General features: G+C 74.3%; 11 protein-coding genes. 9 read left to right on the forward strand and 2 right to left on the reverse strand.

The features are described from left to right. Positions 1-42: 42 nt before the first annotated feature. The 9 genes from ACZ4V6_RS09490 (at position 43) to ACZ4V6_RS09530 (ending at position 11,748) form a co-directional block, all read left to right on the forward strand. Complete coding sequence (locus ACZ4V6_RS09490; protein WP_467824397.1) at positions 43-2,532, forward strand: SpoIIE family protein phosphatase; 2,490 nt, start codon at positions 43-45, stop codon at positions 2,530-2,532. A 171-nt stretch (positions 2,533-2,703) separates the two neighbouring features. Further along, positions 2,704-3,096, forward strand: coding sequence for an STAS domain-containing protein (locus tag ACZ4V6_RS09495; protein ID WP_467824400.1), 393 nt, complete (start codon positions 2,704-2,706; stop codon positions 3,094-3,096). Positions 3,097-3,250: 154 nt separating this feature from the next. Then, a complete protein-coding gene (locus tag ACZ4V6_RS09500; protein ID WP_467824403.1) occupies positions 3,251-4,147 on the forward strand; it encodes an STAS domain-containing protein in 897 nt (298 codons plus the stop codon). Continuing rightward, positions 4,144-4,575 (forward strand): STAS domain-containing protein, encoded by a 432-nt coding sequence (locus ACZ4V6_RS09505; RefSeq protein ID WP_467824406.1) that lies wholly within the window; start codon positions 4,144-4,146, stop codon positions 4,573-4,575. Before ACZ4V6_RS09500 ends, ACZ4V6_RS09505 begins: the two co-directional genes overlap by 4 nt. Beyond that, positions 4,575-5,015, forward strand: a complete 441-nt coding sequence (locus ACZ4V6_RS09510; protein WP_467825581.1) for an anti-sigma regulatory factor — start codon at positions 4,575-4,577, stop codon at positions 5,013-5,015. Before ACZ4V6_RS09505 ends, ACZ4V6_RS09510 begins: the two co-directional genes overlap by 1 nt. After that, complete coding sequence (locus ACZ4V6_RS09515) at positions 5,015-6,079, forward strand: SpoIIE family protein phosphatase (RefSeq protein WP_467824408.1); 1,065 nt, start codon at positions 5,015-5,017, stop codon at positions 6,077-6,079. The genes ACZ4V6_RS09510 and ACZ4V6_RS09515 overlap by 1 nt, the downstream gene beginning before the upstream one ends. Then, positions 6,076-7,812 carry a PP2C family protein-serine/threonine phosphatase gene (locus tag ACZ4V6_RS09520; protein WP_467824410.1) on the forward strand — a complete coding sequence of 579 codons (1,737 nt, stop codon included), beginning with the start codon at positions 6,076-6,078 and terminating at the stop codon, positions 7,810-7,812. The genes ACZ4V6_RS09515 and ACZ4V6_RS09520 overlap by 4 nt, the downstream gene beginning before the upstream one ends. A gap of 223 nt (positions 7,813-8,035) precedes the next feature. After that, on the forward strand, positions 8,036-9,412 hold the full coding sequence (locus ACZ4V6_RS09525) for an NAD(P)/FAD-dependent oxidoreductase (protein ID WP_467824413.1): 1,377 nt from the start codon (positions 8,036-8,038) through the stop codon (positions 9,410-9,412). A gap of 89 nt (positions 9,413-9,501) precedes the next feature. Continuing rightward, complete coding sequence (locus ACZ4V6_RS09530) at positions 9,502-11,748, forward strand: FUSC family protein (RefSeq protein WP_467824416.1); 2,247 nt, start codon at positions 9,502-9,504, stop codon at positions 11,746-11,748. 4 nt (positions 11,749-11,752) lie between these two features. Here the strand turns inward: ACZ4V6_RS09530 and ACZ4V6_RS09535 are convergent, their stop codons facing one another. Then, positions 11,753-12,187 carry a hypothetical protein gene (locus tag ACZ4V6_RS09535; RefSeq protein WP_467824418.1) on the reverse strand — a complete coding sequence of 145 codons (435 nt, stop codon included), beginning with the start codon at positions 12,185-12,187 and terminating at the stop codon, positions 11,753-11,755. Positions 12,188-12,228: 41 nt separating this feature from the next. After that, the gene (locus ACZ4V6_RS09540; RefSeq protein ID WP_467825583.1) at positions 12,229-13,062 is read right to left on the reverse strand and encodes a DUF1206 domain-containing protein; all 834 of its coding nucleotides are present in this window, start codon (positions 13,060-13,062) and stop codon (positions 12,229-12,231) included. Positions 13,063-14,075 lie beyond the last annotated feature (1,013 nt).

Raw genomic sequence — 14,075 nt, forward strand, 5'->3', positions numbered from 1 at the left:
GTCGCGCGCCGTGGCGGTCTCCAGCCGAGGAGTGACCCGACCGTGAGCATCTCCGAGCAGCCACGCGAACCCGGCGGCACCGAGCCGTCCGGTTCGTCCGCGGCGCGGCCCCCGGGATCCGCGCCGCCCCTCTCCGGCGAGGCCGGGGCCGTCGCCGGTCCGCGCGGCGTTCCCCCGCTGTCGCCCGTGGGCAGACTCGCCGCCACGGTGGACCGGCTCAGCCGCGAGGTACGGGCCGCCCAGGCGGAGGCCGAGGGCCGGGCCCTGATCGAGCTCGCCAAGGGCGTGCTGGTCGCCCGGCTCGGCTGCGGCCCGGCCGAGGCGGCGCGGCAGCTCGCCGAACTGGCCGAGCAGTCCCAGGTGACGCCGCTGGAGTTCGCGGTCGACGTCATCAACCAGGCCGCCCGCGACCGGATGTCGGAGGTCACGGACGCGTTCCTCGCGGCCACCGCCGCGGCGGAGGCGGAGCGGTCCGACGACGCCGGGCACCCGTCCGCCGCCGAGTCCGCCGCCGTGCGGCTGCGGGCCGCCGAGAGCGGCGCGCTGGCCGCGGACGACACCCAGGCCGTCGCCGACGCCCTGCTGGAGCAGGCGCTGCGCCCGCTCGGCGCGGTCGCCGTGGCCATCTGGGCGGCCGGCTCCGACGGCTCGCTCACCCTCGCCGGGTGCGCCGGGTTCTCCCCCGCCGAGGCCACCCGGTGGCGTTACGTGCCGCCGGACGTGGCGACGGTGGCGCGGCGCGGCCTGACCGAACGCGCGGGCCAGTGGATCACGTCGCTGGCGGAGACCGGGCTGCCCAGCGTGGGCCGCCACCAGTACCCCGACGGCGGCCGGGTCGCCGTGCCCGCCGGCACGGGGGGACGCATCCACGGGGTGCTGGAGATCGCGTGGCCGCAGCCCCTGCCCCCGCAGCCGCCCCAGGTGGTGCGCCAGGTGGAGGCCCTGGCGGAGCTGTGCGCGCACACGCTGGAGACGTACACGCCGCCGCACGGCGCGGGTGCGGAGCCGCGGGTGCTGCCGGACGCCGCGGAGCTGATGGACCTGGCGGACGGGCTGCACGACCCCGCCCTGGTCCTGGTGCCGCACCTGGACGCGGCCGGGCACCTGGCGGACTTCCGCATCCAGCACGTCAACAAGCGCTTCCTGGATCCCGCCGGACGACCGCGGGCCGTGGTGGGCGGCGCGCTGCTGCTGGAGGCCTATCCGATGGCCGCCGGGGAGAGCGAGCTGTTCCGGAGCGTGGAGCGGGTCTACGCGACGGGCGAGTCGTTCCGGGCCCGCCGGATGAACCTGACCGCGCTGGTCGACCAGGTGCCGCTGTCGGCGGTCGCCGACATCAGCATCAGCCGGCACGGCAACGCGGTGCTGCTCATCTGGCGCATCGAGGACGAGACGGCCCGGCTGGCGAGCCTGCTCCAGCACGCCCAGCGCCTCGGCCGCATCGGCGGCTTCGAGGAGAACCTGCTGACCGGGGAGATCACCTGGAACGGGCAGCTCTTCGACCTGTACGGGCGTCCGCAGACGAGCACCCCGGTGCCGCTGGAGGAACTGGCCGCCCACGCCCATCCCGACGACGCGGTGCCCATCGGCCGGTTCCTGCGCACGCTGCTGCACCACCGCAGGCCGGCGTCGGCCGCGTTCCGGCTGCAGCGGCCGGACGGGGTGACCCGGCACGTGCGGGTGGTGGCGGAACCGGTGCTGGACACCGACGACCGCCTGCTCATGGTGCGCGGCGCCTACCAGGACATCTCTGCCCAGCACTGGACGGAGGTGGCGCTCGCCGCGACCCGCGACCAGCTCGCGCACACCGAGCAGCAGGCCATCGAGCGCGCCCGGCTGGCCCTGCAGCTGCAGCACGCCATCATGCCGCCCGCCCAGACCCCGCTCACGGTGCCGGACCTCCAGGTGGCCGTCCGCTACCGGCCGGCGGAGACGGAGCAGCTGGTGGGCGGTGACTGGTACGACGCGGTGCTGCTGCCGAACCGGATGGTGCTGCTGTGCGTGGGGGACGTCGCCGGGCACGGCATAGAGGCCGCGACGAGCATGGTCGTGCTGCGCAACGCGCTGCGCGGGCTGGCGGTGACCGGGGCGGGGCCGGGGCAGCTGCTGTCGTGGCTGAACATCGTGGCGCACCACCTGACGGGCGGGGTCACGGCGACCGCGGTGTGCGGACTGTACGACCCGGTCCGGCGGACGCTGCGCTGGGCCCGCGCGGGGCACCTGCCGCCGGTCCTGGTGAGGGGCGCGGAGGCGCAGCCGCTGCCGCTGGTGAAGGGCATGCTGCTGGGCGCGGTGGCGGAGGCCGCCTACGAGGAGGAAGAGGTGCAGCTGGCCTCCGAGGACACGCTGCTGATGTACACCGACGGCCTGATCGAACGCCGTGACCGCTCGGTGGAGGAGTCGCTGACGCAGTTGCTGAGCACCGCCCGTACGAGTCCCAGGACGCTGGACCAGCACCTGGACCGTCTGCTCACCTACAGCAGGTCAGACACGGACGACGACACCTGTCTCGTGGGCATCCGGGTCGGGTGATGTGTGACCTCCGGATTCGGGGGTATGCGCCGGGCGCGGTGAGCGGTGTTCACGGGCAGGGGCACGGCGTGCGGTGAGATGTTGATCACCGACGTGCCCCTCGCCCGGGGACTGCGAAGTCGCTCACGGGGGCGGCCCAGCCCCTGGCCGTCAGGATCGTTGGAGGTACACGTGCCCATTGCCCAGAACCCGCTGTCCGTCGAGGTGACGCTGCCCCGGGAGGACGTCGCGCTGCTCAAGGTGGAGGGCTACCTGGACGTCGACACCGCGACCGAGTTCCAGCACCACCTGGCCAACCAACTGCACCACGGCCGACGGCACTTCCTGCTGGACCTGTCGGACGTCCCGTTCATGGACTCCTCCGGGATGAACATCATCCTCCGGGTCTACCAGGAGGCCCGCGACCTTCCGGGCAGCGTCCACATCATCTCGCCGACCCCCGCGGTGCTGCGCATATTGGACCTGACCGGTGTGAGCATCACCGTGCCGGTGTCCGACAGCGTCGAGGAGGCGCTCTCCCGCGTCGACCGGCAGCCGGAGGGCCCGGAGGTGCCCGACGCCTGATCCGGCCCGCCCCGCCGCTCATCCGGGCCGCTCGTGCGGGATCAGGTGTCGTACGAGGTCGACGGGTGGTTACAGTTGTCGCCCGGCAGAGTCACGTCGCCGTCACGTTGCCCGTGGGGTCGGTACGGCGCAGCGCGGATGAGGAGTGGAGCAGGTGCCGGAGCAGGCGGAGGGAACGGCCGGATCGGCGACGCAGGAGGTCAGGGAGTTCCTGCGTCGCCGCCGTGAACAGATCGCCCAGCGGTGGGCCGACGAGCCCTTGTTCCGGGCCGTGTTCACCGTCTCGCGCGACGAGGCCGTCGAGGCGGGCAAGGCCGTGGTGGACGCCCTGGCCCAAGTCGCGGACGCGGGCCGGGTGGAGGACCCGGACGCGGCGGGATTCACCACGGTGCGCGAGCAGTTGGCGCGGATGGGGGCGGCCCGCTCCCGCGCCGGCCTGAGCGCCGCACAGGTGTCGAGCGAGCTGGCCGCCCTGCGTCCGCCGGTCGAGAAGCTGCTGCTCGCCGACATCCCGGACGCCCCGGCGGACCACGTCCGGGACTGTGCCACCACGCTGGGCGTCCTGATGGGCACCCTGCGCGTCGTGGTCATGCAGACGGCGCTGAACGAGAACCAGGCCCTGATCGACCGGCAGCGGCTGCAGCTCCTGGAGGTGGCCACGCCCGTCATCAAGCTGTGGGACGGCATCGTGGCCGTACCGCTGATCGGGACGCTGGACAGCGCCCGCAGCCAGGTGGTGATGGAGACCCTGCTGGAGTCCGTCGTCGAGCAGCAGGCGCGCTACGCCATCCTGGACATCACCGGCGTCCCGACGGTCGACTCCCTGGTGGCCCAGCACCTGATGAAGACGGTCGCGGCGGCCCGGCTGATGGGCGCCGAGTGCATCGTCTCCGGCATCCGGCCGGCGATCGCGCAGACCATGGTCCACCTCGGACTGGACCTGGGCACCGTCGTGACCCGGGCGAGCCTCGCCGACGCGCTGGGCTACATCCTGCACCAGCTCGGCGTCGGCATCGTGAACCCCGTCACGAACGGCCCGGTCGCGCGGTGAACGAGGGTTTCCCCGGGCCCCACGCGGGCCCCGTGACGGGCCACGTGCCGGTCCTGCGGCTCGGTGACGTCCTTCTGGTCACCCTTCAGGGAGACCTGCACGACAGCACGGCGCAGCAGCTCCAGGAGGACCTCGCCGAGACCATCGTGCGCACCGGGGCCACCGGCGTGATCATCGACATCTCCGGTGTGGAGATCGTCGACTCCTTCCTCGGCCGGGTGCTGGCCGAGATCGCCGGGCAGACCGATCTGCTGGCCGCGCGGACCGTGGTCGTCGGCATGCGGCCGGCGGTCGCCATCACCCTGGTGGAACTGGGCCTGAACCTGCCGCGGGTGCACACCGCGCTCAGCACCGAGGTGGCGATGCAGCTCCTCGCCCGGCAGGCTCCGTCGTCCCGCTTCGGCGGGCTGAGCCAGGAGAGTCCGTGATGCACACTGCCGCGGGCGCCCAGGCCCGCCTGCCGATCCGGTCGGACATGGATCTGGTGTGGGTGCGACAGCACGTGCGGCAGGCCGCCGCCCAGCTCGGCTTCGGACTGGTGGACCAGACCAAGCTGGTCACGGCGGCCAGCGAGCTGGCCCGCAACACGCTGGTGTACGGCGGCGGCGGAACGATGGAGACGGAACCCCTCGCCGAGGGCGGCGTGCGCGGACTCCGGCTCACGTTCAGCGACGAGGGGCCCGGCATCGCCGACGTGGAGCAGGCGCTCAGTGACGGTTTCACCTCCGGCGACGGGCTCGGCATGGGGCTGGGCGGTGCCCGGCGGCTGGTGCACGAGTTCGCGATCGAGAGCGCCCCGGGCGCCGGCACCACCGTGCGGGTGACCTCCTGGGTGGGCCGTCCGCCGCGGCCGCGAGAGGAGTTCTGATGCCACGCGTGTGGGACGTACCCGTGCACGACTCGACCCGGGTGCGCGACGCCCGGGTGGCCGCGGAGCACGCGGCGGCCCTGGCCGGTCTGGACGAGCAGTGCACCGCCTCCGCGGCGCTGGTGGCGACCGAGCTGGCCACCAACCTGCTCAAGCACGCGGGAGGCGGCCAGGTCCTCATCGACGTGGTGTCCCCGCCCCTCCTCACGGCCGGCCGGGACGAGGCCAGGGCCGTGCAGATCACCACGGTCGACCACGGCCCGGGCATCACCGACGTGCCCACCGCCCTGAGCGACGGCTTCACCACCACCGGATCGCTCGGCGCGGGCCTGGGCACCTGCGCGCGCCTCGCCGAGGACTTCGAGCTCCACAGCGTCCCGGGCCGGGGCACCGTGGCGCTGGCCCGGATCGGCGGCGCCCCCCGCGGCCGGGCCGCGGGCGGGGACCCGGCGTCAGGCGTGCGGGCCGGTGGCGTGAACGTGCCGTTCGGCGGTGACGACTACTCGGGCGACGCCTGGGCGTGGGTACGGGCCGGGGACCGGGTGACGCTGATGCTGGCCGACGGACTGGGGCACGGCCCCGAAGCGGCCCGGGCCTCGTCGGCCGCGGTGGAGGCGCTGCGCGGCGTCGCCCACCTGGCGCCCTCCGAGGCGCTGAAGCGGCTGGACGCGGCGCTGACCGGCACCCGCGGCGCGGCCGTCGCCCTCGCCCAGGTCAACACGCGGGCCGGACGGCTCAGGTTCGCCGGCGTCGGCAACATAGGGGCCCGGCTCTGCGCGGACGGCACCTGGCGGCCGCTGGTGTCCCAGCCCGGCATCGTCGGCACCCACCGGCCCACGACCGTGCGCGACGAGGAGCGGGAGTGGGCGGACGACCGGGTGCTGATCCTGCACAGCGACGGTCTGCCGAGCCGCTGGACGCCGTCGCCCGACGCCTGCGCCCCGGGCGTCGACCCGGCCGTGACGGCGGCCGTGACGATCCGTGACGCCAGCAGCTCCGCCCGCCCCGTGCGTGACGACACCGCCGTGGCCGTCCTGACCTCGACCCCGCCGGACCGCCGATGACCCGTACCTGGCAGATCGCCGGCGTCACCGACGCCGCCCGGGCCCGTATCGCCGTCGCCCGGCTGGCCGCGGCGTACGGTGTGCCGCCGCTGGAGCGCACGCGGCTGGCGACCTCGCTGAGCACGCGGTTGCGGCAGTGCCTGACCAAGGGCGGCACCTGGCGGCTGACCCTGGAAGCGGCCACGGAGCCCGACGGCGCCCCGGACGCCGGCCGCGGCGTGCTGCACGCCGTGGTGACGCCGGCGGGCGAGGCCGCGGCCGACGGGGAGCCGCCGTGGCGGACGTCGGTGCCCTGCCCCGAGGCGGTCCCGGCCGCCGGGGACGATGCCGTGGCGGACGACCCCGCCGCGCTGGCCGAGGCCCTGCTGGGCGCCGACGAGGACACGGCGCTGGTGCTGGACAGGCTCACCGAGCAGGAGGCCCTCGTCGCCTTCCACCGGGAGGAGCTGCAGCAGACGAACCAGGGCGTCGTGGCGCTGCACGCCGAACTGGACGCCGCCGGGCGGGCCCAGCGGGAGGCGTTCGCCGCCGAGCGCAAGGCCCGCACCGAGGCCGAGAACGCCCGCCGCAGGCTGACGTTCCTGGCGGACGCGAGCGCGGTGCTCACCGCCTCGCTCGACCACCACGAGATCGTGCGTCGCCTGCCGGACCTGCTCGTGCCCGAGTACGCCGCCGGCGTCGACGTCTGGATCTTCGACCAGGAGGGCGACCGGAACCAGCCCGCGGTGCACACCGCCGCGGCCCTGGCCGCGGCCCGCACCGGACGGCCGCAGTACGCCGCCGCGCAGCCGGGAGGGCTGCCGGGCGTCGACGACCAGCCGCCGTCGGCGCTGGACCCGGACCGGCCCCTGCTGTGCATCCCGCTGCCGACCCGGGGTGCGTCGCTCGGAGTGCTGACGCTCACCCCGCCCGGGGAGCGCTGGGACCCCGACGACGCCGTGATGCTGATCGAGCTCACCCGGCGGGCCGCCATCGCGATCGACCACGCCCAGCGCTACCAGCACAACCGCGACATCGCCGAGACCCTGCAGCGCGCCCTGCTGACGGACCTTCCGGCACCACCGGGCCTGAGTCTGGCCGCGCGCTACCTGCCGGCCACGCACGGGCTGAACATCGGCGGCGACTGGTACGACGCGTTCCGCCAGCCCGACGGCGGGGTGATCGTCGTGGTCGGCGACGTGACCGGGCACGGGCTGCGGGCGGCCGTGATGATGAGCCAGCTGCGGACCGCGCTGCGCGCCTACGCGGTCGACGGCGGCAGCCCGGGCCGACTGCTGACCCGGCTGCACACGTTCCTGCACCACCTCCAGCCGGACCTGTTCGCCACCGCCGTCATCGCGCGTTTCCATCCCGACGATCCGACGATGACGTGGGCCGCGGCCGGTCACCCTCCGCCGGTGCTGCGTACCCCGGACGGCCGAGTGCGCACGCTGGACGCCAAACCGGGGGCCATGCTCGGCATCCCGCTGGAGCAGGAGATCGCCGATCACACCGAGCTGCTCGCGCCGGGTTCGACGCTGGCGCTGTACACGGACGGCCTGGTGGAGCGGCGGGCCCGGGGCATAGACCCGGGCATCGAGCGCCTGGCCGGGGCCCTGGGGTCGTTCACCCCGGAGCAGCTGGGCACCGACCTGGAGGGCTCGGCGGACGGGATCCTGCGTCCCCTGCTCAGCGACTCCGAGCGCGACGACGACGTGTGCCTGCTGCTGTGCCATCTCGACGGCTCCGGCTGACCGCTCCCCCACCGGTCCGTTCCCGTCCGTTCCCGTCCGGCCCCTCCCGCCCGGTGCGGTCCGGCCCCCGCCGGGGCATGGTGGTGCACAGGGCGTGTCGCCCGCCCGGCGCTCCCCGCTCGCCGGACCACCGCCGACGCGGTGGGATCGACGAGGTGCGAAGCAGCGATCCAGGGGCAGGCGAATGGCGTTCGCGGCAGACCGCCTGGAACCGCAGAAAGGGATGAACACCGTGACACGACCCAGGATCCTGGTAGTCGGCGCAGGTTTCGCCGGCGTGGAGTGCGTCCGCCGTCTCGAGCGCAGGCTCTCCCCCCACGAGGCCGACGTCGCCCTGGTGACGCCGTTCGCCTACCAGCTCTACCTGCCGCTGCTGCCCCAGGTCGCCTCGGGTGTGCTGACGCCGCAGTCGATCGCGCTGTCCCTGCGCCGCAGCAGCAGGTACCGCACCCGGATCATCCCGGGCGGGGCCATCGGCGTGGACCTCAAGGCGAAGGTCTGCGTGGTGCGGACCATCAACGGCGAGATCGTCAACGAGCCGTACGACTACATCGTGCTGGCTCCCGGGAGCGTCACCCGCACGTTCGACATCCCCGGGCTCACCGATCACGCGTTCGGCATGAAGACGCTCGCGGAGGCCGCCTACGTCCGCGACCACGTCATCACGCAGCTGGACCTGGCCGACGCCAGCCACGACCCGGCCGAGCGCGCCTCCCGGCTGCAGTTCGTGGTGGTCGGCGGCGGATACGCGGGCACCGAGACCGCGGCCTGCCTGCAGCGGCTCACGCACGCGGCCGTCAAGCGCTACCCGCGCCTGGACCCGTCCCTGATCAAGTGGCACCTGATCGACATCGCGCCGAAGCTGATGCCCGAGCTGGGCGAGAAGCTCGGACGCAGCGCGCAGGAGGTGCTCACGCGGCGCGGCATCGAGATCTCCCTGGGCGTGTCCATCGAGAAGGCCGGGCCCGAGGAGGTCACCTTCACCAACGGCCGGGTGGTGCCCACCCGCACGCTGATCTGGACCGCCGGCGTGGTGGCGAGCCCGCTGATCGCCACGCTGGGCGCGGAGACGGTCAAGGGACGGCTCGCGGTCACCGCCGACATGTGCCTGCCGGGCCACGACGGGGTGTTCGCGCTCGGCGACTCCGCGGCCGTGCCCGACCTCGCCAAGGGCCAGGAGGGCGCCGTGTGCCCGCCGACCGCCCAGCACGCCATGCGGCAGGGCCGGCACGTGGCCGAGAACGTCATCGCCGTCCTGCGGGGCCAGCCCATGCGGCCGTACGTCCACAAGGACCTCGGTCTGGTCGTCGACCTCGGCGGCACCGACGCGGTGTCCAAGCCGCTCGGCGTCGAGCTGCACGGTCTGCCCGCCCAGGCGGTGGCCCGCGGATACCACTGGTCGGCGCTGCGCACGGGCGTGGCGAAGGCCCGGGTGGCGACGAACTGGCTGCTGAACGCGGTCGCCGGCGACGACTTCGTGCGCACCGGCTTCCAGGCGCGCAAGCCGGCGAAGCTGAAGGACTTCGAGTACACCGACGCCTACCTGACGCCGGAGCAGGTGCGCGAGCAGGTCGAAGGGGCGGGCCGGGCGCGGCCGTGACCCCCTGTCGGCGGCCCGTTCGCGGCATGGCATGCTGAGAAGTGGATCTAGGCGTGGAATCGACGTGAACCGGGAGAGTGTACGGCGGCGTGAAGCAGGCGGGGCGCTCGGTGCGAACACGACTGCGGGACCGCGTCGCCGCGTCCGATCCCGGTCTGCTGCGGCTGACCGCCGGACTGCGGACGGTGGGCGCCATCGCCCTGGCGCTGGCCGTGCTGGCCCTGCTCGGGTCGGACGTCAAGCACCTGGTGGCGGGCGCCATGTCGGCGATGGTCGCCACCTTCGCCATCCGCGAGAAGCAGCCCGGCGCGCAGGCCGTCACCCTGGCGCTGGGCCTGCCCGTGGCGCTGGCGTCCGTGTCGGTGAGCGCGCTGCTGGCCTCGCGGGTCGTCGTCGGTGACGTCTTCTTCGTCGTCCTGATCTTCTGCGCCGTCTACAGCCGCCGCTTCGGCGACCGCGGCACCGCCCTGGGCCTGATCGGCTTCCAGGTCTACTTCTTGTCCCTGTTCGTGGGCGCGAGGACGTCGGCGCTGCCGGCGCTGTGGGCCGCGATCGCCGTGGCGTTCGCGTGCAGCGCCCTGGTGCGTTTCGCCATCGTGCCGGCGACGCCCGCACGCGTCCTGTCGCGGCTGCGTCAGGCCTTCCGCGCCCGGCTGGCGCAGCTGATCTCGGCGCAGCTCGAACTGCTGGACGCCGGGCCGGACGAGATCGACAAGACGCTCGGGCACCTGCGGGAGGGCACCGCGAGGCTGCACGAGACGGCGCTGATGATCCAGTCCCGGCTGGAGGAGGGCACCCCGGACGCGTCCACCGCGCGTCTGGTGCAGCGCCGTGTCGCGGACGCCGAGATCGCCGCCGAGCGTCTCGGCCTGCTGCTGCTGACCGCGCGCAGTGCCGAGCGGGCGGACACCCTCACCCTGCACCTGCCGGGCGCTCCGGCCCCGACGGTGGGCAGCACGCCGGCGCCCGGCGAGGCGACGGCGGTCCTGCGCCGGGACCTGGGGGCGCTGCGCGCGCTGGTGCTGCGGCCCCCGGCCGAGGCCCGCGGGACGGCCCTGGCCCACCTGCGCAACCGGCTGCTCGGCTACCGCGACGAGGAGAACCTGCCCGAGGCCACGCCCGCCGTGCAGGACGTCTTCCGGGGGATCGGTGAGACCGCCCGCGCGGTCATGGGGCTCAGGATCGCGCTGGACGGGCCGCAGGACGAGTCGGACGACACTCCCGCCACGACCCGTTCGCGCGAGGAGCTGGACGCCGAGGACGCCGCGATCGACGCCGGTGAGGAGCCCGCGCCGGAGGAGGAGCCGGACGGGCTGCGCCGGCCCACCACCCGCGCCGCCGTGCAGGTCGCCGTGGGGTCCTCGCTCGCCATCGTCGGCGGTGAGTTCCTGTCCTCGCAGCGCTGGTACTGGGCGGTGCTCACCTGCTGGATCGTCTTCCTGAACACCGCCTCCACCGGCGAGATCCTGGTCAAGGGCTACCGCCGGCTGCTGGGGACCGTACTGGGGGTGGTGGCCGGCATCGTGCTGGCCGGACTGGTCGGGAACCACACCTGGACCGCGTTCGGGCTGGTGCTGGTGTTCATCTTCGCGATGTTCTACACGGCGCCGCTGTCCTACACGCTGATGTCGTTCTTCGTGACGGCGATGCTCGGGCTGCTGTACACCCTGTTGCACACGTACAGCATGTCGGTGCTGTTGCTGCGGGTGGAGGAGACGGCGCTCGGCGCGGCCTGCGGGATCATCGCGGCGGCGCTGGTGCTGCCGATCCGCACGGACCGGCGTACGAACGAACTGCTGGGCACCGTCCTGGAACGGCTGGTCGACGTCACCGAGGGCGCCGTCGACCAGCTCAGCGGCGGGCCGGCCGCCGATCTGCTGGACACGGCGCGCGACCTGGACCAGGCGCTGGGCGACCTGCGCGGCGCCATCCAGCCGCTCACCCACCCGATCACTCCGCTGCGGACCCGCCGGAACACGGCCCAGTACGTGGTGGCGCTGCTGGAGACGTGCGCCTATCACGCGCGGTCGCTGGCGGCGACGGCCGAGCTGCTGCCCACCCACCCGTCGATCGCGGCCGATCCGCGGCTGCGCGGGGCGGTGCGGCGCACGGTGCGCAACATCGAGGCGATCGCGGCGCGCGTCGCCGACGAGGACGCCGGGACCCAGGTGGAGACCGGGCCCAGCATCGCCTCGCTGCTGGAGTTCGAGCCGGGTGGGACGCCGCGGTACGGCCGGATCACCGGACGCGTCCTGCGGCACCTGGAGCGGCTGGACGAGGCCGTGGTGGGTCTCGCCCGGCCGTTGGGCGTGCCCGTCGCGACGCCCGGGCGGTGACGGGTCAGAAGTCGCTGGGCATGCCGCTCACCTCGGCGATGCCGCGCAGCTCCTCGTTCTGCCGGTGGCGTTCCTTGAGGTAGTCGGCGATCTCGCCGAGGCGTTCGGGGTCGGAGGCGGTGACCGCGTCCGTGACGACGCGGACGGGCCCGGTCTCGTCGGTGCTGATCTCGACGACCTCGTTGTCGAGCCGGCCGGTGACGGCGGTGGCGATGACCAGGGCGGCCTCGTCCCGGATCTCCTGGGGCAGTGCTTCGGCGCTGTCGCCGTCCAGGGAGAAGTCGATGGTGGGCATCTGGTGCTCGTCGATCGCCTGGAGGACCGGTTCCACCACGCTGAGCAGCAGCTGGAAGTCGTCGGTCTCCATGCGGAAGCGCAGGAGGTCCAGGTAGACGTCCACGGGACGTCCGTCCGGCGGAGGAATCTCGTGTTCGTTCATTCGCCCCGTGTTCCCCGTGCGGGGCGGCTCAGACGTCGGGCTCACACCCTGCGCCAGCGCGCCAGGGCGAACGAGAACACGCCGAACAGCACCAGACCCGCGGCGACGCAGACCAGCAGCCACGGTCCGAGCGGGGTGCCGGCGAAGGAGCGCAGGGTGTCGTCCAGGCCCTTGGCCTTGTCGGGTTCGTAGTCGACCGCGGCCTGCACGGCGAAGGCACCCGCCGCCGCGAAGACGATCCCCCGGGCCGTCCCGCCGCCGACGCCGGTGACGTCGACCAGTCGCCGCACCCGCGGGCTCAGCTCGCCGAGCTTCAGCTTCTTGTGGTAGCTGCGGCGCACGGCCTGGACGGCGATCACCACCCCGGCGACGACGATCGCGACCCCGGCCACGCCGACGGCCCACCGCCCGGCGGGCATCTCCAGCACCTTGGCCGTGACGTCGCGGGACTGCCGGTCGCCGGCCCCGCCGCCACTGCCGCGGGAACCGGCCGCGAAGGCCAGCACCGAGTACGCGACGAACGAGTAGAAGACGCAGCGGGCGGCGGCCGGGACGCGCTTCTTCGCGCTGCGGCCGTCCTTGCCGACGGCGCCGAAGAGCGCCTCGGACAGCCGCCACAGCGCCATGCCGACCAGTCCGGCGCCCAGCGCCCACAGCAGGACGGCGCCGAACGGCTTGTCGGCCAGCTCGGCCAGGGCGCCGCCCCGGTCCGCCTGCTGCTGCCCGTCGCCGAAGGCGATCCTCAGGGCCAGCAGACCCACCAGCAGGTAGATGACGCCGCGTGCGGTCAGTCCGGCGCGTGCGGCTCCCTCGGTGGCCGATCCGTCGGCCGCCCGTCGGGCGGTGCCGCGGCCGGTGCGTGTCAGAACACTCATGCGAGCCTCCCCTCCGGGACTCCGGATGCCCCGCCTCCTCCCCTGCACACCGGGCACTTTCGCGGCCGGTGCGCGCACGCCCGCTCGGTCGCGGGGCGGCCGGCCGCCCCGCGGGGGCCGGCCGAGGGCGTGGAGGTGTTCCAGGGCGTCCACGACCACCGTGTGGTCGTGCCGGGCGATCCCAGCGGCCCGCCTCGCGGCCCAGGGCGTCCAGGGCCTCGTACTGGGCCGCGTGAGCCGGCCCGGCGGACGGCCGGCGTGGGCGGAGACCATTCCGGCGCGCCGTCCGGAGGCGGTCGTGAGGGGCACGCTGTGGCAGGAGCGGCTGCCGGCCGCGAGGACGGCGTGCCGCGCCGGTTCGGTGAAGACGGGGGCCGATCCCACCTCCCGGACGGTGACCTGGGCGATGTCCCGGGCGGCCCGCGCGCAGGAGGCGCCCTCCTCGCCGACGTACGCGGAGAAGCCGACGAAGTCCTCGGTGGGGCCCGTGTGCTTCTCGATGCGCAGTCCGCCCCGGGCACGGTCGGCGAGCTGGACGTCGCCCATGTCGGTGCCGACCGCGGCGAGCGTCCGGCTCGGTACGGCGCCCAGGACGCCTCCGCGGTTGCCGGCGCCGCCGCCGTGCGTGTCCGTGAAGGCCGGCGGGGGTTGCGGATGGCGGACGCGGCGCGGGAACCACGGGCCGTCCGGCCGGTCGGGGCCGGGTGTGGTCACGAGGTCGTCGGCCAGGGTGCGCACCTTGATGTGGGAGCACCGGGAGGCGCGCTGCATCAGCGCGGACGCCGTCTCCGCGTCGGGCAGCGCGTACCGCTCCCGCAGCATGCCCTGCGCCTGGGAGTTCAGTGGGTGGACCCGGGTCCTGGCGCGCAGGTCGCGCAGTCGCGCCCGCAGCCGTTCGGGTTCCTCCGGTTCCCCGGTTCCGCCCGCTCGTCCACCACCGCGCGATCGTCCGCCGTCCTGCCGCTCCTTCGCCTGCGTCCACCGGACATGCGTGCGCCCCGTATGCCGTCGGC

It is taken from the genome of Streptomyces sp. NPDC029152 (assembly GCF_055564355.1).

Excerpts from the sequence above, each read along its gene's own strand:
- ACZ4V6_RS09510 (WP_467825581.1), top strand. The coding sequence starts at position 4,575 with ATGCACACTGCCGCGGGCGCCCAGGCCCGCCTGCCGATCCGGTCGGAC.
- ACZ4V6_RS09515 (WP_467824408.1), top strand. The coding sequence starts at position 5,015 with ATGCCACGCGTGTGGGACGTACCCGTGCACGACTCGACCCGGGTGCGC.
- ACZ4V6_RS09520 (WP_467824410.1), top strand. The coding sequence starts at position 6,076 with ATGACCCGTACCTGGCAGATCGCCGGCGTCACCGACGCCGCCCGGGCC.
- ACZ4V6_RS09525 (WP_467824413.1), top strand. The coding sequence starts at position 8,036 with ATGAACACCGTGACACGACCCAGGATCCTGGTAGTCGGCGCAGGTTTC.
- ACZ4V6_RS09535 (WP_467824418.1), bottom strand. The coding sequence starts at position 12,187 with ATGAACGAACACGAGATTCCTCCGCCGGACGGACGTCCCGTGGACGTC.
- ACZ4V6_RS09540 (WP_467825583.1), bottom strand. The coding sequence starts at position 13,062 with ATGAGTGTTCTGACACGCACCGGCCGCGGCACCGCCCGACGGGCGGCC.